Genomic DNA, 21,766 nt, shown 5'->3' on the forward strand with positions numbered 1-21,766 from the left:
CCGGGTCGGCGCCCCACTTCGTCGTCTCACGGGGGTCAGGGCGCGCGGCGTACGTCCATGATCGATTCCCCTTCGGGGACGCGGTGTACGGCTCGCAGGGTGAGTCCGGCCCGGTGAAAGAGTTCCTCGTAGCGTTCGGAGGTGCGCAGGGGCGCCCCGTACAGGACGAACATGCTCAGGCTCATGGCCTCCAGGTAGCGGCTGGGGCGTTCGCGTTCGGGGAGGTGGCCGGTGATGAGCAGCCGTGAGGTGTCGTGCATGGCCTCGCGGACGTTGCGCAGGATCCGGAGCGCGTCGGCGTCGGACCAGTTCTGCATCACGCGGGTCATGAGGTAGACGTCCGCGCCCGGGGGGACCCGGTCGAAGAAGCTGCCGCCCACGATGGTGCAGCGTCGGTCGACGTCTTCGGCGTGCAGGAGTGGGGCGGCGCCCTCCACGACCTCGGGCAGGTCGAAGAGGATCCCTTCGAGGTGGGGGCGTGCGCGCAGGATGGTGGCCAGGGCGGCGCCCTCGCCGCCGCCGAGGTCGGCCACGGTCCCTTCGTGGGGTAGGTCGGCGCGTTCCAGGAGGGCGGGGACGGGGGCGGAGGCGTTCATGGCCCGGTGGAAGATGGTCGCCTCCTCGCGGTTGTCGCCGAGGTAGCCGAAGAGTTCTCGGCCGGTGTGGAGTTCGAAGGCGGTGCGGCCGGTGCGTATCGCCTCTTCCAGGTGGGTCCAGGCCTGGAGGAAGTCGCCGTAGGTGCACATGTGGAACAGGTCGCGCAACCCGGAGGGGTCGTCGGCGCGCAACCGTTCTCCCGAGGGGCTCAGGGTGAACAGATCGGGTCCGTTCTCGCGGAGCAGTCCGGCGACGGTGGCGGGGCGCACGACGATGAGCAGACGGTCCTCCTCCACTTGGAGTCGGCGGGCCAGGTCGGTGAGGGTGAGGGGGCCGTCGGCGAGGGCGTCGATCACGCCCAGGCCGACCAGCGCCGAGACCGCGTGCATGAGCATCGCCGAGGAGACGATGCCGGTCAGCGCGGTGTCGTCCTCTTCCGGTGGGACCTCGGTCCCTCGCAATTCCACCACCACGTCGCCTCTTTCCAGGTCGGTTCCCGGTCCCGTTCGGGGCCGGGGGTCGGTCGGTGGCGCGGACCGTCCGCGCGTGGACACCTTCGGTCCGGTGTCGGTCACCTGGGGTAACAGTGCCAGGTCCGGGCGGGCCGTGTGGGGGTTTCGGGAGGGGATTCGGGGGCGGTCTCCTCAGGTGGGCGAAAGAGCGCGAAGAAAAATCGGATGGGCCCGGAATAGCCCCGGGGGGAGGGTCGTTACACGGTGCGGGTCGGCGCGGTAGAAAGTGTCCCCCGGGCTCTACACAAAGCCTTCAGGGAATACCGCACCGCAAGGTGGCAGGAGCCCTGTTGTGCCATCCGCCGTGAGGCGACCGCCGTGCCGGCCCGCTCAAAGCGTGAGAAGGCCCGCCGAGCATCGCTCGGCGGGCCTTCGTCGTGTTCGGGCTACTTGTCGCCGTGGTTCTCGATGGCCTGGATGATGCGCGGACGCATCTGGGCGGCTTCGATGACCGCGTCCACCGAGCCGACCTCGACGGCGCGGCGGATGCTGTGGACGGCGTCGAACTCGGCGGCGACCTCGCCCAGCTTCTCGGCGCGCACCGAGGAGCGTACGTCGTCGAGTTCGGCCGAGGCGGCGGCGCGTTCGGCGCCCGAGGCGGCCGCGACGCGGCCCTCGAGTTCCTTGACGCGCGGGTCGGCGGCGGTGCGGGCGTTCACCTCGCCGGAGAAGACCACGGCGGCGGCCGGGGCGCCGCCCAGCACGGAGGCGAAGGAGCCCTCCAGGGCCAGGACGGTCATGTTCGGGTTCAGGGCCTTGGAGAAGACCACGAACGCGCCGCCGTGGTAGCGCGAGATCACGCAGAACACGATCGGGCCCTGGAAGTTGACGATCGCGCGGCCGATCTCGGCGCCGTACTCCAGCTGGAGCTTGCGCAGGGATTCGGGTGATCCGTCGAAGCCGGACAGGTTGGCCAGGACCACGAGCGGGCGGTTGCCGCTGGCGGTGTTGATGGCGCGGGCGACCTTCTTCGACGACTGCGGGAACAGGGTTCCGGCGGTGTAGGTGTCGGGGCCGTCGGCCGGCGGGAAGCCGCGCCGGGGCACCGAACGCGATTCGATACCGACCAGGCAGACGGGGATGCCGCCCAGGTGCACGTCCTGGACCGCGGCGGTGTCGGCGTCGGCCATGCCGGCCCAGCGTTCCAGGACCGGGTGGTCCTGGTCGGCCAGGGCCTTCATCACGGTGCGGATGTCGAAGGGCTTCTTGCGGTCGGGGTTGGCCTCGACGGAGAAGATCTCGCCGACGGTGGTGAAGTCGCTGCCCTCGACCACGTGCGGGTAGTCGGAGATGTCGCGGTCGATCGGGTCTGCGGTGGCGGCCCGTCGGGGCGCGCTCTCGCCCGGGGCGATGTAGGTGTGGTCGTAGTGCGACATGAGGATGTCGCGGGCGGTGAGCAGGTCGGGGGCCCAGTACTGGGCCTGGCCGTTGGGGCCCATGACCCGGTCGTGGCCGCCGATGCCGTGGTTGTCCTCGGCCGAGACGCCGCCGGAGAAGTCCAGGGACTGCTTGCCGGTGAGCACCATCGCCGAGTCGGGGGTCATCACCAGGATGCCCTTGGTGTGCATGAGCATCGTCGCCTCGGCGTTCCAGTACGGCTGGGCGCCGACGTTGATACCGGCGACGACGATGTTGATCTCGCCGCCGTCCTGGGTGAACTCCACGATGCGCTTGAGGGCGGCGGCCACCCAGTCCATGTTCTCGGTGCCCGATTCCATGGAGATGCGGGCGCCGGCGGACAGGGCGTACCACTCCAGTGGCACCTCCATCCGTTCGGCCAGGTCCAGGGCGGCGATGACGCGGCGGCATTCGCCTTCGGAGAGCGCGCCCAGCGACTTGGTGGGGTCGCCCAGCAGCACCACGCGGGACAGGCCCTCGGGGTGGAGTTCGGTGGTGGTGGTGACCACGCCGGCGACGATGGCGGCGCCGTTGCGGCCCTTGGGGCGGCGGACCGGGACCAGGGCGTGGTTCTCGTCCAGGTCGTATTCGGCGAAGTCGCCGAGCAGGTCGACGAGCTCGTAGGGGTAGACGGTGTTGCGGGCACTGGCGCGCAGCACCTTCTGCCGGTAGTCGTCGATGGGCTCGACCGGCTCGGTGGAGGGGGCCTCGATGGTCAGGCCCGGGGCGCCGGTGGCGTCGAAGGTGACGCGTACGGCGGTCTTGGTCAGCTCGCCCGTCTCAGTGTCGCGCTGTCGGCCGATGAAGAGGAGCTCCTCCAGGCCGGTGCCGGCGACGGTGGGCAGGACGCGTCGCCCGATCGCCTTGAGTTCCTCGCGGGTGATGTCGATGGGCGGCCAGACGTAGAGCACGATCCGGTTGGTGTTGAAACGCTTGCGCGCGGGCCGTCCGGACAGGGCTCGACGGATGGAGTCCAGGCAGGTGGCGATGGTGTTCTCGGCGGTGGGCAGGGAGATGAGCCTGCCCTCCTGGTCGCGCAGTTCGGTGAGGTCGCGGATCTGGGCGAAGGCCACCAGACGGTCGTCGGAGGGGTTGTCCTGGGCCACGGCCCGGAACAGGTTGACCTCTTCGTCCAGGGACGGCAGGCGGGTCAGGTCGAAGCGGTTCCACCGCTGCATCTGCATGCGCTCGGCGATGTAGGGGTGCAGGCCGCGGATGAGACGGTCCTCGACCATCCCCTGGGCGGTGGGGTGGAAGGTGAAGTGGTGGTGCATGACCGCGCCGTCGCGGCCGGCGACGGTGGTGGTCAGGCGGCGGACCCGTTCGGGGGTGGGCAGCAGGGCGAGCGCCTGGTGCAGCGCGTCGGCCATGGCGTCGAAGTCCTCGGGCTGCTTCTCCCAGGACAGGTAGATGTCGGCGTCGACGTCGGCGGAGCCCTCGGTCAGGTCGGCCAGGCCGCGCAGGGCCTCGCCCAGGCGTTCGAAGGCCACGGCGGTGGAGATCAGGCGCGAGCCGCGACGTTCGGCGACCACGTAGGAGCAGCCGGCGGAGTCGACGGTGCGTACGTCGGTCAGGCCCTTGTTGCCGTAGTAGCGGCGGGTCAGGACCTCGAGCATCACCGAGTTGTCCAGGTCGGAGCGGACCAGGCGCTGGCCCAGGACGCGGACGAGCGGTTCGGTGGTGCGCACCATCGAGGCGATGCGCTCGGCGCGGTCGGGTGCGTCGGGGTGCTCGTCCAGGTGGCGCAGGTGGCGGCGTACCTCGGCGTAGACGCGGGCGCGGTTGCGGCGCAGCAGGGGCTGGCCGAACCAGGCGAAGACCACGCCGCGCGCCAGGTCGGCGACGGCGGGGAAGCGGACCTGGGTGGCGGCCACGAGGCGTTCCAGGGCCAGGCCGGCGGGTTCGCGCAGTTCGGCGGAGGGCGGGGCCTCCTCCAGCCAGGAGCGCAGCAGGGTGGTGACGATGGTGACGTCGGTGGCGGCGCGCTGCTGGGCCAGGAAGATACGGAAGAGCGCGGACTCCAGGGCGGGGGTGCGCTCCAGGTCGGTGACGCCGTAGTGGGCCAGGGCCTGGGAGAGCTTGTTCTGGAAGGAGGCGGGCAGTCCGGCGCGCTCCACGTCCAGGCTCTGGAGGTAGGTGTGCAGGTATTCGCGGGGGCTGTGCACGGTGCCGTCGACGTCGTCGGCTCCGGCGGGCCGGTTGCGGCTGAGTTCGGCCAGGTCGGCGAAGACCTCGATGAGCGGGAGCTCGTGGGCCAGTGGGCTGTGGCCGGACCGGATGACGTCGGCGCGGGCGGCCAGGTGGTCCTGGAGCAGGCGGCGTTCGTCGTTCGGGTCGGTGTCGAAGCCCAGCAGGAGGCTGCGCAGGTCCTCGCCGCCGCGTTCGACGCGGGTGGGCAGGGGTACGTCGGAAGGCTGTTCGGGCAGGTCGAGTTCGACCGGCTCGGTGCTCTGTGCGGTCTCCTCGTCGCCGTCGGCGATGGGCTCCAGGCGCAGCAGGGGGGCGCCGGTCTCGACCTGGGCTCCCACGGTGACGGCGCATTCCTTCAGACGTGCCTTGAAGGGTGCGCGCAGCACCGTCTCCATCTTCATGCTCTCCAGCACCAGGACGGGGGCTCCGGCCTCGACCTCGGCGCCGACCTCCAGCGGGGTGGCCACGACCAGGGCGGGCGTGGGCGAGCGCAGTACGCCGCCCTCGTCCAGGCTGACCCGGTGGGCGACGCCGTCGATCTCGACCAGGTGGACGGGGCCGTGGGTGCCGATGAGCAGGTGGTAGCGGGTGCCGTTGACGGTGATCCGGCCGCTGTGGTCGTCGAAGCGTTCGAGTTCGACGTCGGCGGTGCGGGTGGTCTCTCCGGCTTCGAGGCCGACGCGGAAGCGGTGGGCGCCCACGCGGGCCACGCGTACGCGGTAGCCGACGCCGCGGAGTTTGAGGTCCAGGGGGCGGCCGCTCTCGTGCTGGACCTGGGGGCGGCCGCCGAAGGCGGTGGAGAGGAGACGGTCGAGTTCGACGCGTTCCTCCTCTTCGTAGGCCTCGATGGCGGCGGCGGTCAGGGCCACGGCGGAGTGGCGGTGCGAGACCAGGCCGCCTTCGGCGCGGACCCGGTCGATCCAGCCGGTGTCGGCGGTGGCGTCGATGACCTCGGGCCGGTCCAGCAGGTCCAGGACGAAGCTCTTGTTGGTGGCGCCGCCCTCGATGATGACGGTGGTCTCGCGCATGGCGCGGCGCAGGCGGGCCATGGCCTGGTCGCGGTCGCGGCCGTAGGCGATGATCTTGGCGATCATCGAGTCGAAGTCGGCGGGGATGGTGTCGCCTTCGGCGACACCGGTGTCGACGCGGATGCCGGGGCCGGCGGGCAGGTCCAGGCGGGCGATGCGGCCGGGGGAGGGGGCGAAGTCGCGGTCGGGGTCCTCGGCGTTGAGGCGGGCCTCGACGGCGTGTCCGCGTTCGGCGGGGGGTTCGCCCTCCAGGCGGCCGCCGGCGGCCACGTGCAGTTGGGCGCGGACCAGGTCGAATCCGGTGGTGGATTCGGTGATGGGGTGTTCGACCTGGAGTCGGGTGTTGACCTCCAGGAAGGCGAAGAGTCGCTCGCCGGGGTGGTAGAGGAATTCGACGGTGGCGGCGCCGCGGTAGCCCACGGCGATGGCCAGGCGTTCGGCGGAGGTCTTGAGCTCGTCGGTCTGTTCGGCGTCCAGGAGGGGGGAGGCGGACTCCTCGATGACCTTCTGGTTGCGTCGTTGGACCGAGCAGTCGCGTACGCCCAGGGCCCAGGCGGTGCCCTGGCCGTCGGCGATGACCTGGACCTCGACGTGGCGGGCGCCGGTGACCAGGCGCTCGAGGAAGACGACGCCGCTGCCGAAGGCGCGCTGGGCCTCCTGGCTGGTGCGTTCGTAGGCGTCGGCGAGTTCTTCGCCGTTGTTGATGACGCGGATGCCGCGTCCGCCGCCGCCGGCGGTGGCCTTGAGCATCAGCGGGTAGCCGATCTTCTCACCGGCCTCGAGGGCGGCGTCCAGGTTCTCGACGGCGCCGCGGCTCCAGGGGGCGACGGGGACGCCGACCTCCTCGGCGATGAGTTTGGCGCCGATCTTGTCGCCGAGTTTGCGCATGGCCTCGCCGCTGGGGCCGACGAAGGTGACCCCGATGCGTTCGCACATGTCGGCGAAGGCGGGGTCCTCGGCGACGAAGCCCCAACCGACCCAGGCGGCGTCGGCCCCGGTCTCGACCAGGGCGCGCTCGAGCGTCTCCAGGTTCAGGTAGGGGCGGGCGGAGGCGGGACCGAGATCGTAGGCCAGGTCGGCCTCGCGCACGAACGCGGCCGTGCGGTCGACGTCGGTGTGCAGTGCGACGGTCTCGATCGGTGTTCCGCTCTCGGCGGCGATGTCCCGGACTGCGTGGATGAGCCGCATGGCGGCCTCACCACGGTTCACGATGGCGACACGACTGAACACCCGAATGAGCCCTTCTCGTAAGACCAATGATGTGCACGCGGCGACACGACGGCCCCGGCAGTATCCACCTTCTCGCCTGTGGACCCCGTGCGCCATGCCGCACCCAACGCATCTTGAGGGGGTTGGCTTGTGGGAAATGACCAAAAAGGGTCCCGCCTCGGACGCGGTGGAGCGCTCGGACCCCGATGGAGACGGTTCCGTTCGGGCCTGGAGGTCGGGGTGGTCTGTGGTGTTCCCACAACCCGCCCTTCCGGGGCCTTGGAGGAGGGGCCGTTCTCGTGGTGCGGGGCGGCGGTGCCTCCCCGTCGGGGTCCTGGGACACACTACCCGCCCAGGTGGAAGCGGTCGGGGTGTCTCGGGGGGAGGGGTCGGTGACGTTCGGGTGAGAGGGGGAGCACGATCGTTGTGATCGGGTGCACTCAGTGCGTCGTTGCACTCAGTGCACCAACCTCTCTAGTCTGGACATATGGCATCTCGGCACCGTTCCTCCGCGCCCGATCGGCGTGAGGCCCTCAAGGCACGGCATCGGCGCGCCATCATCGACGCGGCCTGGGAGCTGATCCTGGAGATCGGCGGCACCGACTTCACCGTGGACCGTCTCGCCGAACGCGCCGACGTCTCCCGTCGGACGGTGTTCAACCACTTCAAGACGGTCGACGACATCATCGTCGAGGTGTTCGGGCGCATGCTCGGCGTGGTCCTGGACAACGTCGACGCCAACCTGGCCGCCTCGGCCGGCGAAGGGGACACCGAGACCGCGATGTTCGACCGGGTGGCGGCCGCTCTGCGCGCCACCGACCTGGTCACCCCGATCCGAGAGCTCACGAGGCTCTTCGACTCGGGAGGGGGAAGGACCGACCCGCGTCGGGCGGTGCTGTTGGAACGCACCATCACCGACCTGGGCACCCGGATCGCGATCACCACCCTGCGCCACCATCCCCGGGCCGACCCCTTGGAGGTCGACCTGATGTGCGGCGCGCTGGTGGGCGGGGCCCTGGCCGTGGTCCGTCATTGGGAGGAGGCCACCGGCGGTGTGGACACAGCCGAGTCACGCCTTCTCTGGGATCGGCTGCTGAGCCGCATGATCCACACCTACCGCGACGGGTTCGGCGCCCTGGCCGTCGGCTCCGACACCCCTTGAGTCACCCGAATCCTCGACCTGCCCACCTCCTCTTCCTCTGCGGGAAACCATGGCTGAACTCCTCTACAGACTCGGGCGTGCCTCGGCACGCCGCGCCGGAACCGTCATCGCGCTCTGGTTGGCGCTCATGTTGGCCGCCGGCGCCGCCTTCGCCCTCTTCTCGGGAGAGTTGGAGGACAGCTTCTCCATCCCCGGGACCCCCACCGACCAGGTGAACCAACGTCTCAAGGACGAGTTCTCCGGTATGGGCGGAGGTATGGGCACCGTCGTCTACCAGAGCGAGGACGGAGAGGCCCTCACCCAGACCCAGCGTGAGGAGATCGCCGACCGCGTCGAACGCGCCGCCGAGGTCGAGGGCGTTCAGGACGTCGTCGACCCCTTCGCGACCGAGGAGGAACGCGACGAACAGCGTGAACTCCTCGCCGAGGGGCGCGCGCAGTTCGAGGAGGGCAAGGCCGAGGCCGAGGCCGCCGGGGTACTCGACCAGGTGGCCGAGACCCTCGACTCCGAGGAGGAGCGTCTCGAACGCGGTGAGGCCCTGTTGGAGATGTCCTCGGGCATCGTCATGGTCTCCGAGGACGAGTCCACCGCCCTGGTGACCGTCGCCTTCACCGACAGCCAGGAGGAGGTCTCCCAGCAGACCCGCGACGCCGTCATCTCGGTGTTCGCCGACGACCCGGTCTCCGGCACCACCGTCGACTTCGCCGACGACATCTCCATGGAGCTGCCCGGCCTGGTCAGCAAGGCCGAGGTGATCGGTGTGGTCGTCGCCGGGATCGTGCTGGTGGTCATGCTCGGCACCCTCATCGGCGCCGGGCTGCCCATCCTGACCGCGCTGATCGGTGTCGGTATCGCCACCCTGATCGCGATGTCGCTGTCGGGGGTCCTGGAGATCGCCACCGTCACCCCGATCCTGGGTCTGATGCTGGGCCTGGCGGTCGGTATCGACTACGCGCTGTTCATCATCAACCGGCACCGTCGCCAGCTCAAGGAGGGCGTCGACCCGGCCGAGTCCATCGGGCTGGCCAACGGTACGGCCGGTAACGCCGTGGTCTTCGCCGGCGCCACCGTCCTCATCGCCCTGCTGGGACTGAACCTGACCGGGATCGGTTTCCTGGGGCTGATGGGCAGCATCGGCGCTATCGCCATCACCGTGGCCGTGCTGATCGCGGTCACCCTGGTGCCCGCCCTGCTCTCCCTGGTGGGGGTCAAGATCCTGTCGCGGCGCGAGCGCGGCCGCCTGTCGGGCGAGAACGGCGACGGTAAGGCCGCCGCCGGCGCCAGGCACGGTGGCGGGGCCGCGCCGATGTCCAACCTCGGCGCGCTGGGCCGGGCGGCCGTGGCGATCGTCCTGTTGGGCGTCATCGCCCTGCCCGCCCTGGACCTGCGCACGGGGATGCCCGACGGTTCCTCGCAGCCGGTCGACTCCACCCAGTACCGGGCCTACACCGCCATCGCCGAGAACTTCGGCGACGGACAGAACGGGCCCCTGCTGGTCACCGCCGATCTGCCCGGCGGCCCGGACGAGGAGTCGGCCGAGGCCAACGCCGAGCGCTACCAGTACGAGGTGGCGCACGCGATCTCGATCCTGGGCGACGTGGCCGCGGTGGCGCCGATCGGGGTGTCGGAGAACGGGACGCTGGCCATCTTCCAGGTGATCCCGGTCGACGGGCCCTCCAGCGAGTCCACCGAGGAGCTGGTGCACACCCTGCGCGGCATGGAGCCGATCCACGGCACCGCGCCCTTGGGCGTGGCGGGTATGGCCAGCGGCAACATCGACATCTCCGAGACGCTCTCGGACGCGCTGCCGACCTATCTGTCGGTGGTGGTGGGCCTGTCCCTGGTGATCCTGCTGCTGGTGTTCCGGTCGATCTTCGTGCCGGTGGTGGCCACGCTCGGGTTCATCCTGTCCTACTTCGCCGCGCTGGGCGGTGTGGTCGCCGTCTACCAGTGGGGTTGGCTCGGCGGGCTCATCGGTCTGGAGAACCCGGGGCCGGTGCTGAACTTCCTGCCCACGCTGTTGGTGGGCATCCTGTTCGGTCTGGCCATGGACTACATGCTCTTCATCGGTACGGGTATGCGCGAGGCCTACGTGCACGGCACCCCGGCCCGGCTCGCGGTGGTGCGGGGCTTCCGTGCCGGTCGCGCGGTGGTCACCGCCGCCGCGATCATCATGATCTCGGTGTTCGGCGGGTTCGTCTTCTCCGAGATGATGATGATCAGCTCGGTGGGCTTCGCGCTGGCCTTCGGTGTCCTCATCGACGCGTTCGTGGTGCGGATGCTGCTGATCCCGGCCGTGATGCACCTGGCCGGGGACGCCGCCTGGTGGCTGCCCCGATGGCTGGAGCGGATCCTGCCCGACATCGACGTCGAGGGGTCGGCGCTGGAGCGCGGCCACGCCTCGGTCTCGGAGCCCGAGGCCGAGGTGGGCGGCTCCTGGGTGGAGGTTCCCGAGGAGGGCGCCGAGGCGGCCTCCGGCGGACGCGGCTGACCCCGCCGTAGTGGTCGAGGGCCCGACCGGGCCGGTCATGGACCGGCCCGGTCGGGCCCTTCGCCGTGGTGGGGGAGGGGTTCAGGTGAGGGGCGGGGCGCCGGCCAGGGCGTGCGCCAGCCGGGCCAGGCCCGCGCGTTCGGCCTCGCCCAGTCCGGCCAGGACGTGCTCCTGGGCTCGGGTGACCTCGGGGGAGAGTTCGGCGTGCAGGGCGCGTCCGCGTTCGGCGGCGCGCAGGACCACGCGGCGCCGGTCGTCGGGGTCGACGTCGCGGTAGGCGAGGGCGTCGCCCACCAGGCGGTCCGCGACCCGGGTGGCGGTGGCGCCGGCCAGGCTCAGTTCCTCGGACAGGCGGGCCATGGACATCGGCCCGGCCAGGACCAGGACCTCCAGCATCCGCCAGCGGTCGGCGGTCAGGTCGTGCGCGCCGACCAGGTCGGCGGCGGCGGTGTCCAGCGCGGCGACGACCTTGCGCAGCAGGAGGGGGTGCAGGGCGTTCCCGACGTTCGTTTCGCTCATCGATCCCACATCTCGGGTCCGGTCGAGAGCGCCACTCCGGGGCTCGCGCCGAGCCTTGCCCAGAACATGTTCGTTCGAGAACATTCTTACTCGGTGGTGAATCTAGCACGCCCGAAACCGGTGGTGACGCTCGGTGACGTGGACCGGTGGCGTGAGCCGAGGGGGCGCCATGCCGTGTCATTGTCCCGAACACGACCCGAGACCCCGCGGTGAGGACTTTCCGGTGGGGGTCGTGATCCCGTTGCGGGGTTCGGCGGGGATCTTCGGGCCCTCTTGTGAAGCGGTCACCGAGACCGCGCTGGCCCGGATCAACGCCGAGGGGGGTCTGTTGGGGCGTCGGGTGCGGCCGGTGGTGATCGACGGGGGCCGTCCGGCGTCGGAGGTGGCCGCCGACGTGGGGGCGTTGGTCGGGGCCGGGCGGATCCACGCGGTGACCGGTTGGCACATCTCGCGGGTGCGACAGCATCTGGTGCCGGTGGTGGGCGGGCACGTGCCCTACGTCTACACCTCGCTCTACGAGGGAGGGGAGAGCGCGACGGGGGTGTTCTGTTCGGGGGAGACCCCGCCCGATCAGGTCGCTCCGGCCATGCGTTGGATGCGTGATGAGCAGGGGGCGCGGGATCTGTTCGTGGTCGGTGACGACTACGTGTGGCCGCGCAGTACGGCCCGTTCCTGTCGTGGCTACGCCCACGATTTGGGGATGCGGGTGGTGGGGGAGGCCTTCGTCGAGCTGGGCACGGAGGACTTCGGCGGGGTGTTGGAGCGCGTGCGCGTCAGTGGCGCGGACACCGTCCTGATGCTGTTGGTGGGTCAGGACGCGGTGGCCTTCAATCGGGCCTTCGCCGAGGCAGACCTGCAGTCCCGGGTCCGGCGGCTGACCCCGTTGATGGAGGAGAACATGCTGTTGGGCAGCGGGGCGGACAGTACCGAGGATCTGTTCGTGGCCGCCGCCTACTTCCGGTCGTTGCCGACCGAGTCGGCGTTGGAGCTGTCGGGCGCCTACGCCGCCATGCACGGCCCGGAGGCGCCTCCGCTGAACAACATGGCCGAGTCCTGTTACGAGGGGCTGATGGCGTTGGAGGCGCTGGTGCGGCGCGCGGGCACGGACCGGCCCGAGCGGTTGTCGCGGGTGGCCGATTCGGTGGGCTACGACGGTCCGCGCGGGCCGATGCGGTTGAGGTCGGGTCATATCCATCAGCGCGTGTACATGGCCAGGGCCGACGGGTTGGGTTTCGAGATCCTCGCCCGGCTGTGACGGTGTTCGGTCACATCCGTCTCCGGTGTCGCCGGGGGTGACCCTTGCCACTTGCTTCCAAATGGCTTATTTTCATTTGGAAGGAGTGATCATGGTCACCTATCTCTACCGCTGTCCGGACCGCCACGAGACCGACCTGGACGCCCCCATGGGGCGAGCGCCGCGAGAGACGGACTGCTCCTGCGGCCGGAGCGCCCGCCGTGCCTTCACCGCACCGATGGTGCGCGCCGTCCCCGCGGCCCGAGGCCGGGTGATGGAGGCCGCCGAACAGAGCACGGACCGGCCCGCCGTCGTCACCCGCCCGGCGCCCGATCCCGCCCCCACGTCCTTCACCGACCCCCGTCACGCCCTACTGCCCCGGGCCTGAGCTCGACGTTCATCACCGGCCACGCTCGAACGGACACCACCAGGAGCCACACCATGCCCGAGGTCATCTTCAGCCACGATCCGTCCAAGACCATGGCCCAGCAGGCGGTCCCCGGACACAACCGCTTCCACCCCGAGGTCCCGGCGGCGGCCACCGTACGCCCGGGACAGGAGTTCCGCGTCGAGAGCCGCGAATGGACCGACGGCCAGATCGGCGACAACGACTCCGCCGACGACGTCCGCGACGTCGACCTGGACCGCTGCCACATGCTCAGCGGCCCCTTCCGCGTCGAAGGGGCCGAGCCCGGCGACCTGCTGATCGTCGACATCCTCGACCTGGGCCCCATCCCCGGAGAACGCGGACCCGTCTGCGGCCAGGGCTGGGGCTACAGCGGCATCTTCGCCAAGGTCAACGGCGGCGGCTTCCTGACCGACTACTACCCCGACGCCTACAAGGCCATCTGGGACTTCCACGGCCAGGCCGCCACCTCCCGCCACGTACCCGGGGTCGAGTACACCGGCATCACCCACCCCGGCCTGATGGGCGTGGCGCCCTCGCACGAGTTGCTCGACAGCTGGAACCGGCGCGAGCGGGCCCTCATCGCCACCGACCCCGAACGGGTGCCGCCGCTGGCCCTGCCGCCCCTGGCCCGGGGCGCCCTGGCCGGCAACGCCGACGGCGACCTGCTGGCGCGCATCGCCGAATCCGGGGCCCGCACCGTCCCGCCCCGGGAGAACGGCGGCAACCACGACATCAAGAACTTCACCCGGGGCTCCCGGATCTTCTACCCCGTGCACGTCCCCGGAGCGCTGCTGTCCGTGGGCGACCTGCACTTCAGCCAGGGCGACGGCGAGATCAACTTCTGCGGCGCCATCGAGATGGGCGGCTTCATCGACCTGCGCGTCGACCTCATCAAGGGCGGGATGGACACCTACGGCGTCCATCGCAACCCCGTCTTCCAACCGGGCCGGGTCGCCCCGCTGTACTCGGAGTTCCTCACCTTCATCGGCATCTCGGTGGACCACCGCGACGACACCAACCTGTACCTGGACGCCACCGAGGCCTACCGCAACGCCTGCCTCAACGCCATCTCCTACCTCAAGAAGTGGGGGTACACCGATGAGCAGGCCTACCTGATCCTGGGCACCTCGCCGGTCGAGGGGCGGATCGGCGGCGTGGTCGACGTGCCCAACGCCTGCTGCGCCCTGTATCTGCCCACCGAGATCTTCCACGACGACATCCGCCCCGGAGGCGCGGGGCCGGTCGCCACCGACCGGGGCCAGGTCGCCGTCACCTCCTGACCCGAGGGCGGGTCCTCACTCTCGGACGAGCCGCATCGACACGTAGGCGTTGATGCCGCTCCACCGGGTGTGCCGGACCCGCCTTCGGCGGTACTCGTGAAAACCCACCCGCTCGTAGAGGCCCAGCGCGGACTCGTTGACGTCGGAGATGTCCTCCAGCCGGAACTCGCGATAGCCGGGCAGGGTCAGGATGTGCTCCAGCACGGCCTTGGCCGCGCCGCGTCCCCGGAAGCGTCGGGCCGAGGCCACGAAGGCGATCTCGCCGATGCCCGGCCCGGCGTCGGGCATCACCTTCTGGAACTGGGAGCGGAACACCAGGTCGGCGATGGTGCCCTTGTACCACCCCAGATGGCGGCGCAGCTCGGCGGCGTCGTGCTCGAAGCAGAGTTGCTCCCCCTGGACCAGGAAGGCCAGGGCCGCCGGTTCACCGTCGACCAGCGCCACATGGGCGTGGCGCGCCACCAGGGCGTGTTCGAGGGCGGCCGTCAACCGTTCGGGGTCCTTGGAGAAGAAGGCCAGGTCGTCGCCGAATCCCTCCACGTACAGGCGGGCGATCCACGCGCTCCCCTCCTCGCCCAGTTCGTCGCCGCGTACGACCCGGATCCTCGTCGTCTCGCTCATACCGTCGTCTCCTCGACCAGCAGGATCCCCGTCACGGTGGCGACGGAAGGGGCGACGAAGGCCTCGCCCAGGGCCGAGCGGGTCATGGCCAGCCCGCCGAGGGTGGCGAAGAAGCAGGTGGCCAGCTCCGCGGCGGGCGCGGGCCGGGTCAGACCCCGGCCCCGGCCGCGTTCGATCAACGTCACGACCGCACCGGTCACCTCGCGGTGGGCCCGCAGCAGATCCTCCACGGCCGCGCCCCGCTCCGGCCCGGCCTCGACGCCGGAGGCGAAGACTTGGTTCATCAGCAGGTAGAACTCCACTGCTCCGGTGTCCCGGGACAGGTCGGCCAGGAACACCTCGACGAACCCGCGCAGGGGTTCCACGACCAGGTCGGTGTCGGTGAAGCTCCGGGCCAGGGTCCGCAGGCCGGTGGCGGCCTCGGCGACCAGGTCGTCGTAGAGCTCGTCCTTGGTGGCGAAGTGGCGGTAGATCGAGCCGGTGCTGATCCCGGCCTCGGCGGCGATGGCGCGCATGTCCACCCCGGCGTATCCGCGGCGGCAGAAGAGTCGGATCGCGGCCGTGCGCACCCGCTCCCGGGTGGCGGCCCTCATGGCCCGATGCTGTTCGGGGGTTCTCGGCATCCGTCCTCCTATGAATGAACGTTTGTTCATTCTATGGGGGCGGCGAAGGAGAGGGAACCGTCGTCGGGACCGGGAGAGGGCGCGAGGGCTAGGATCGTCGGTGGCCGTGACCACGAGGCGCGCTCGCGAGAACACCCAGGAGGCCAACGGTGTCGGACCCCCAACACCACAACCGGATGCGGGACAACCAGGGCAACGCGATCCAGGCCCGCGACATCGCACACCTCCACCTCGCCCCGCCCGAGCCGCCACCGCCCCCGCGCCGGGTCCCCGAGGCCGACCTCAAACACGTCAACCGGTTCGAGGAACTCACCTTCGTGGAGACCCTCGCCGGACAGGTCCTCCAACACCGCAAGGGCGCCCTGGCCCTGCTCAGCGGACGCGAGGGCATCGGCAAGAGCGCCACCCTGGCCGAGGCCGCCCACCGTGTCCTGGACCGGTTCGAAGAGGGCAGCCTCTACGTCGACCTGCGTCGATGGCGCGACCAGGAGGGCATCCTCGACCTGGCCGGGGTACTGCGCTCCCTCCTACGGGACCTGCACGTCCACGACCTGCGGGAGGAGACCGACGTGGCGCTCCTGCGCGACCGGCTGCGCGGCGTCACCGGCAGCAAACGCCTCCTTCTGCTCCTGGACGGGGTCGCCGACGACACCGAACTCGACGCCCTCACGCTCGGGGCCGGCCCGCACCTGGTCGTGGCCGCCTGCGAGCCCGGACTCGACTCCCTGGGCGCGTGGGTGAGCCGGGGCGCCGAACACCTGCCCCTGGACGTCTTCCACCCCCGGGACTCCCTCGCGCTCCTACGCTCCTTCCGCCGGGTGGGACGGCGGATGACCGACCCCGACGAGTACGCCGCCGCCGAACGCCTCGTGGAACTGTGCGGCCACCTGCCCGGGGTCGTGCGGATGGCCGCCGCGCAACTGGAGGTCCAGGAGATCGGCGTCGCCGAACTGGTCGAGGCCATCGACGAACGCCGCCGCGCCGCCGTCCGTCCGCTCTCGGGCGCGGAGATCGTCGTCGACATCGTCCTGTCCGGAGTGGGACCCGACGAACGCCGTCTGCTGGAGCTGCTCTCGACCCACCCGGGACGGGACTTCTCCGAGGAACTGGCCCGGACCCTACTGGGAGAACAGGCCCCCCGGACACTCGAGCGGCTGTCCGACGCCAGCCTGCTGCACACCGGGACCCGGGGCGACCGCAGGCTCGTGGAACTGGTCCGGGAACGGGTCCGCGACGGCGACAACGAGCACCGGAGTCTGGACGCGGCCGCGATCCTGCGCTTCTACACCGTCACCCACCACCTGGCCGACCGTGCCATGCTCGGAGAGCGCTACCGGCTCGCCGGGGAACTCGCCACGGCCGAACTCACCCTCCCCCAGCGGGACTATCGGGCGCCCTTCTCCACCCGCGGCGAGGCCATGGAGTGGCAGGACGCCCAGCTCTTCCACGTTCCGGACCTGATGACCATGGCCCTGGAACTGGGCGAGCCCACGGCGGTGCCGCTCCTGGCCGACGCGGTCTGGCCCACCTGCTACGGACGGCGCCGCCTGACCCTGGGGCTGTGGATCTACCACCGAGCCCTGGAGGTGTCCCGCCACCTGCGTCACGACGGCGCGATCGTACGCTGCGCCAACTACCTGGCCCGAATGTACGTCGCGCACGGGATGGCAGAGCGGGCCCTGCCCCTGGTGCAGGAAGCCGAACGGGCGGCCGAACGCTCCGACGACGAACGCCACCGGGCGGTCCTGCTGGAGACCCTGGGTCTGCTCAAGGGGCGCTTCCCCCACCTGGAGGGCCTGCCCGAGGAGGAGTCGACGGAACTGTTCGCCCGAGCCCGCGACATCCACCGCGACGTCGGGCTGCCCCGAGGCGAGGCCGTGCAGACCTACCAGCTCGGCGACCAGGCCCGCCGGAGCGGCGACCTGACGAAGGCCTCCCGAGAACTGTGCCGGGCCGAGCGGATCGCCGACCGCCGCCTGGGGGAGCTGGAGAGCGCCGAACCCACGCGTGAGAGCCGCTGGATCGCCGAGGACTGGAGGCTCCTGCGCGCCCGGATCAGGCTGTCCCTGGCCCGGGTCCTGGCGCGGAGCAGACAGGGCGAGGAGGCCGAGGTCAAGGCCGAGAGCGCCCTGGAGGTCTTCATCGTCATGGCCGAACCGGTCAAACAGGTGGAGACCGCACGTTTTCTCGCCGAACTGGAACACGAGCGCGGCGCGGTCGGCCGGGCCCTGGAACGGCTGCGCTGGGCCGGCACCGTCGCCGGACACCACCACCTGGAGGAGGAGGCGGGGCGGATCGAGCGCGACTTCGCCCGCTACACGACCTAGGGCTCTTCGAGGAGGTCGAACTCGGGGGAGGGGCGCGAGCCCCTCAACCGGAGGACGCGGTCGCCCACATGGACCGTGACCCCTCGGTGCCAGGCCCGCCACGTCTCCTCTCGGCGCGCCCAGACCACCGCGGCGGCGGCCACCAGCGAGGTGTCCAAGGGACGTTCGTCCTCTTGGGCCCGCTCGTCGTGGACGCGCATCGCCGCTCCGCGACGGTGCACCAACAGGGCCGAGCGCGGGCCGGTCGAGGCGACGGCCACACGGGCGCGCGGGTGGGCGTTCACCCGCTCCTTGGCCCAGGCGCCGGCGTCGCGTTCGGTGCGCGCCCGCCGTCGGGACCAGGCGTCGGCCGCGTCCCAGCGGGGCACCACCGTGTCCTCGGCGTCCACGACCAGAGGGCGGGTGGCCGCCCGTGCGGGCGCGCGCCCGGGGGCCGCCGAGGGGTGGCGGCGCAGGTGGAGTTCGGCCTCGGGGCCGACGGTCGTGATCTCGGCGGCCACACGCCAGGCGGTGACGTCGTCGGGGCACGGTTCGAGGTCGGGCAGGGGCGGATAGTAGGCCGCGCGTCCGGGTTCGGGCAGAGAGAGCAGGGAGTACAGCACCGACCGGAGCCGGGCGGCCGAACCCCCGTGGTGTTCGATGAGCAGATCCGCCACCGGGGCGATGGGGGAGCGCAGCACCCGGTCCACCTGGTCGGCGACCCCGCCCGATGTCAGTCGGGGCAGCGCCGCCCCGAACTCCAGCAGTGGGGAGCCCGGGTCGATGTCGTCGGTGTCGAAGGCGGCGAGCAGCACCGGCCGGCCCAGGGCGGCGGCGTAGTAGGTCACCGAGCCCACGTCGCCCACGACCACGTCCGAGGCGGTCAACGCCGCGCGCCACCCCTCGGACGGAGGGATCAGCACCAGCCCCGCCTCGATCTCCTCCGAGAGCCACAGCTCCAGCTGGGAGCGTCCACGGGACTGCCAGACGTTGGGGTGGGCCACCAGCGCCACCCGGTACTCGTCGTAGGGGAGTTCGGCCAACAGGTCGCGGATCAGATCGCGGCGGGCGCCCAACAGCGAGCCCCGGTTCCAGGTGGAGGAGACCACCACCAGCCGACGTCCGCCCACGTCGAGCGCCTCCCGGTAACGGTCGCGGCGACCCGCGGCGGCGAGCATGCGGTCGAAGGCGGGGTCGCCCACCACCACCCCGCGTCCGCGCGCGGCGGGAAAGGAGCGATGGAGGCGTTCGAGCTGTTCCCGGTGGGAGAACAGGAAGCGCGCGGCGATGGGCTCGCCCTCGTGGGAGAGTTCGGCCGGGTCCAGCCCCGATGCGGCCTCCAGCGAGCCGGGGCTTTCGCCCACCCGCCGGTTGTGGCCGGCCCCGTGCGGCATGAGCACCAGCGGAGTGTCGAGACGGTGCAGGTCGCCCTTGCCGCTGGCGGCCAGGGCCAGGTGACGGGGCTCCTCGACCGCCTCCTCCCAGGGGACGATGTCCTCGACCCCGGCGGCGCGCAGCAGGGGTTCGACACCGGACTCGGAGGCCGAACCCGGGGTGACGGTGAAGGTGACGCCGATCCGATCGTCGGCCAGCAGGGAGGTCACGTCCAGCAGCCGGCCGGCGGCGGGGACACTGCGCACGACGGCGAGGACCTCCCGATCAGGGAAGATGGTCGCCCACTCGGGTCCTCGACGCTTCACGGTGCGATTCTCGGAACTCTCTGTATCTCGCTTCGTCCGGAGTATCCCGGTTCAGCAAGATCACACTACGGGAAGCGGGGGCGGGGCCCACAACCGTCGGCCGGCCCTCATCGGACAGGGCCGGCCGAAGAGCGGGAGGTCTTCGAGGTCAGAGACGTCCGCGTCGCAGAGAACCGCCCTGGAGGACCGCGCGGACACCGCGCTCGGGCTCGGCCAGCAGGGACAGGTCGGCGATCGGGTCGCCGTCGACGATGAGCAGGTCGGCGCGGGCCCTGGCGCGCAGCGTTCCGATCTCCCCCTCCAGGCCGAGCAGCGCCGCGGCCTCGGTGGTGGCCGAGCGGATCACGTCCGCGGCGGGCTGGACCTGACCGCGGATGGCGAACTCGCCGCTCTGGTGTTCCTGCATACCGCCCAGAAGGTCGGTTCCGAAGGCCAGGCGCACACCCCCCTCATGGGCCATGCGCAGTGCCTCCAGACCCCGGTGCAGCACCGTGTCGACCTTGGCCTGGCTCTCGGCGGGCAGCCCGTTCTCCGCCCCCTGTCGGGACAGTTCGCGGTAGGTGACCAGGGTCGGGACCAGGAACGCTCCGTGCTCCACGAACAGCTCGACGCTGCTCTGGTCGATGAGGTTGCCGTGCTCGATGCAGCGGACCCCCAGACGCAGGCCCCGGTTGACGGCGCGTGCGGTGTAGGCGTGGCCGGTGACGTAGCGGTTGGCGGCCTCGGCCTCCTCGACGACGGCGCGGAGCTCGTCCTCGGAGGACTGGGTGGAGTCGATCCGGTCGGTGGGCGAGGCCACCCCACCCGACAGCATCACCTTGACGTGGTGGGCGCCGGTCCGCAGCTGTTCGCGTGCGGCGCGGCGGAACTCGATCGGGCCGTCGCAGACCAGGCCGGCCCCGGGACAGCAGCCGTCCCCGTCCTTGCCGTGGCGTCCGCGCGGTCGGAAGTCGCCGTGGCCGCCGGTCTGGGACAGGGCCTTGCCGCCGAAGATCAGTCGGGGGCCCTCCAGGAGCCCTTCCTCCACGGCCAGGGCCAGGCCCCAGTCGGCGCCGCCGACGTCGCGCACGGTGGTGAAGCCGCGTCCGAGCATGGCCGACAGGGAACCGGCCGCGTAGGCGGCGACGTAGAAGGGCGAGTGGTCGGAGACCGAGCCCAGGTCGGCACTGAGGGCGGTGACGTGCACGTGGGCGTCGATGAGTCCGGGCATGAGGGTGGCGCCGGCCAGGTCGACGGTCTCGGCCCGGTCGGTGATCCCGGCGGGGACGTCGCCGGTGTCGCGGGCGGCGATGACGCCGTCCTCGATCAGGAGCCAGGAGCCGGGGGCGAGGGCGCCGTCCTCGGGGTCGAGCAGGGTGGTGTTGGTGAGGACGGTGGGCCGGGGGTGGTCGGACACGGGGAGCCTCCTGGTTCGGACGAGCGTGCGGTGTCGGGGGACGGGGAACAACAGGATGCAATATACGTTGCATCGGCTTCGTGTTCTCGCACGGGGGTGGTATCGCTGAGAACGGCGTGGCCCGGAGGAACCGGACCGCCGGAACGGGAGGATCGGGGATCGATGGCGGACTGGATCGAGGAGACGTCGGCGCGAGGGCGGCCGGGTAGGGCCACCGAGCGGGTGTTGGGCGTCCTGCGCGACGAGCCGCGCTTCGCCTCCTACGCGACCGCCGCCGAGGTGGCCGAACGCGCCGAGGTCAACGTCGCGACCGTGGTGCGCGCCGCCCAGCACCTGGGCTTCTCCGGTTGGCCGGCGCTCCGGGTGGAGCTGCGCTCGCGCTACCTGTCCTCGCTCAGCGCGGGGGAGGTGCTGGCCGAGCATTCGGAGTCCGGGGCCGATCCGGTGCGGGCCGCCGTGCGCGCGGACCGGGAGAACCTCAGGTTGTTGGAGAGGACGCTCGAACCCGAACGGATCGAGGCGATCGCGGCGGCGATCCACCGGTCCCGGCGCACGCTGGTCCTGGGGTCGGGGACCTTCGCCGCTCCGGGCGTGCAGCTCTCCCACGCCGCCGTGATCATGGGCTATGACGTGCGTATCCACGATTCGGCCGGGACCGTGTTGACCAACGCCCTGGCCCGGATGGGCGAGGGCGACCTCGTCGTGGTCTGCGATCTGTGGATGCTCCCGTTGGCGCTGCGCAGGGCGGTGGAGATCGCGGCCGAACGTTCGGTGCGCGTCGCCCTGATCACCGACCGGCGCGAGTCGCCGTTGGTGTCCTCGGCAGACGAGGTGGTGGTCGTTCCCAGCGAGGGTGCCGGGATGTTCCCGTCGCTGACGGCGGCGATGACGGTCGTCCACGCGATCCTGGCGGAGTTGGCCCGGGTCGGGGGCGAGAACGCCCTGGAATCGGTGCGTACGGCGGAACGGCTCTGGCGGGACGCCGAACTCTTCTGAGTGATTCAAGTCACACAAGATGCAATAAGTATTGCATCACAGTCGTCGTTGCTGGTTACATCTGGCCTCACCCGCTGTTCACCCCTTCGTGCGCG

At 71.0% G+C, this 21,766-nt stretch carries 14 protein-coding genes; 7 read left to right on the forward strand and 7 right to left on the reverse strand.

Annotated features, from left to right (window positions below; all coding sequences use genetic code 11):
* Positions 1–35 precede the first annotated feature (35 nt).
* Positions 36–1,172 carry a methyltransferase gene (locus tag D451_RS0112665; RefSeq protein ID WP_017534689.1) on the reverse strand — a complete coding sequence of 379 codons (1,137 nt, stop codon included), beginning with the start codon at positions 1,170–1,172 and terminating at the stop codon, positions 36–38.
* Between the two features lie 323 nt (positions 1,173–1,495).
* On the reverse strand, positions 1,496–6,955 hold the full coding sequence (locus D451_RS0112670; RefSeq protein ID WP_017534690.1) for an ATP-binding protein: 5,460 nt from the start codon (positions 6,953–6,955) through the stop codon (positions 1,496–1,498).
* Positions 6,956–7,421: 466 nt separating this feature from the next.
* On the opposite strand from D451_RS0112670, the gene D451_RS0112675 reads away from it, so the two are divergent.
* Positions 7,422–8,096 carry a TetR/AcrR family transcriptional regulator gene (locus D451_RS0112675; protein WP_017534691.1) on the forward strand — a complete coding sequence of 225 codons (675 nt, stop codon included), beginning with the start codon at positions 7,422–7,424 and terminating at the stop codon, positions 8,094–8,096.
* Between the two features lie 49 nt (positions 8,097–8,145).
* On the forward strand, positions 8,146–10,587 hold the full coding sequence (locus D451_RS0112680) for an MMPL family transporter (protein WP_017534692.1): 2,442 nt from the start codon (positions 8,146–8,148) through the stop codon (positions 10,585–10,587).
* Between the two features lie 81 nt (positions 10,588–10,668).
* Here the strand turns inward: D451_RS0112680 and D451_RS0112685 are convergent, their stop codons facing one another.
* The gene (locus D451_RS0112685) at positions 10,669–11,106 is read right to left on the reverse strand and encodes a MarR family winged helix-turn-helix transcriptional regulator (protein ID WP_017534693.1); all 438 of its coding nucleotides are present in this window, start codon (positions 11,104–11,106) and stop codon (positions 10,669–10,671) included.
* Between the two features lie 223 nt (positions 11,107–11,329).
* On the opposite strand from D451_RS0112685, the gene D451_RS0112690 reads away from it, so the two are divergent.
* From D451_RS0112690 to fmdA, 3 genes are all read left to right on the forward strand, one after another.
* The gene (locus D451_RS0112690) at positions 11,330–12,361 is read left to right on the forward strand and encodes a substrate-binding domain-containing protein (protein ID WP_017534694.1); all 1,032 of its coding nucleotides are present in this window, start codon (positions 11,330–11,332) and stop codon (positions 12,359–12,361) included.
* Positions 12,362–12,452: 91 nt separating this feature from the next.
* Positions 12,453–12,728: a regulatory protein, FmdB family gene (locus D451_RS0112695; RefSeq protein ID WP_026125023.1), complete on the forward strand. Its 276-nt coding sequence runs from the start codon at positions 12,453–12,455 to the stop codon at positions 12,726–12,728.
* A 53-nt stretch (positions 12,729–12,781) separates the two neighbouring features.
* Complete coding sequence (gene fmdA, locus D451_RS0112700) at positions 12,782–14,029, forward strand: formamidase (protein WP_017534696.1); 1,248 nt, start codon at positions 12,782–12,784, stop codon at positions 14,027–14,029.
* A 15-nt stretch (positions 14,030–14,044) separates the two neighbouring features.
* Here fmdA and D451_RS0112705 read toward each other — a convergent pair whose 3' ends face one another.
* Positions 14,045–14,650 (reverse strand): GNAT family N-acetyltransferase, encoded by a 606-nt coding sequence (locus D451_RS0112705; protein ID WP_017534697.1) that lies wholly within the window; start codon positions 14,648–14,650, stop codon positions 14,045–14,047.
* Entirely contained in the window at positions 14,647–15,273 is a 627-nt protein-coding gene (locus D451_RS0112710; RefSeq protein WP_026125024.1) for a TetR/AcrR family transcriptional regulator, read from the reverse strand. Before D451_RS0112710 ends, D451_RS0112705 begins: the two co-directional genes overlap by 4 nt.
* A 149-nt stretch (positions 15,274–15,422) precedes the next feature.
* Between D451_RS0112710 and D451_RS0112715 the strand changes: the two genes are divergently transcribed.
* A complete protein-coding gene (locus D451_RS0112715; protein WP_017534699.1) occupies positions 15,423–17,600 on the forward strand; it encodes an NB-ARC domain-containing protein in 2,178 nt (725 codons plus the stop codon).
* On the opposite strand, the gene D451_RS0112720 is transcribed toward D451_RS0112715, so the two are convergent.
* Both D451_RS0112720 and D451_RS0112725 read right to left on the reverse strand, forming a co-directional pair.
* Complete coding sequence (locus D451_RS0112720; RefSeq protein ID WP_017534700.1) at positions 17,597–19,279, reverse strand: hypothetical protein; 1,683 nt, start codon at positions 19,277–19,279, stop codon at positions 17,597–17,599. The genes D451_RS0112715 and D451_RS0112720 overlap by 4 nt on opposite strands.
* Before the next feature lie 148 nt (positions 19,280–19,427).
* The gene (locus tag D451_RS0112725) at positions 19,428–20,675 is read right to left on the reverse strand and encodes a metal-dependent hydrolase family protein (protein ID WP_017534701.1); all 1,248 of its coding nucleotides are present in this window, start codon (positions 20,673–20,675) and stop codon (positions 19,428–19,430) included.
* Between the two features lie 162 nt (positions 20,676–20,837).
* Here D451_RS0112725 and D451_RS0112730 point away from each other — a divergent pair, with 162 nt between their 5' ends.
* A complete protein-coding gene (locus tag D451_RS0112730) occupies positions 20,838–21,671 on the forward strand; it encodes a MurR/RpiR family transcriptional regulator (protein ID WP_014911232.1) in 834 nt (277 codons plus the stop codon).
* Positions 21,672–21,766 lie beyond the last annotated feature (95 nt).

The organism is Nocardiopsis alba DSM 43377, assembly GCF_000341225.1.
GTDB classification, from domain to species: Bacteria; Actinomycetota; Actinomycetes; order Streptosporangiales; family Streptosporangiaceae; genus Nocardiopsis; species Nocardiopsis alba.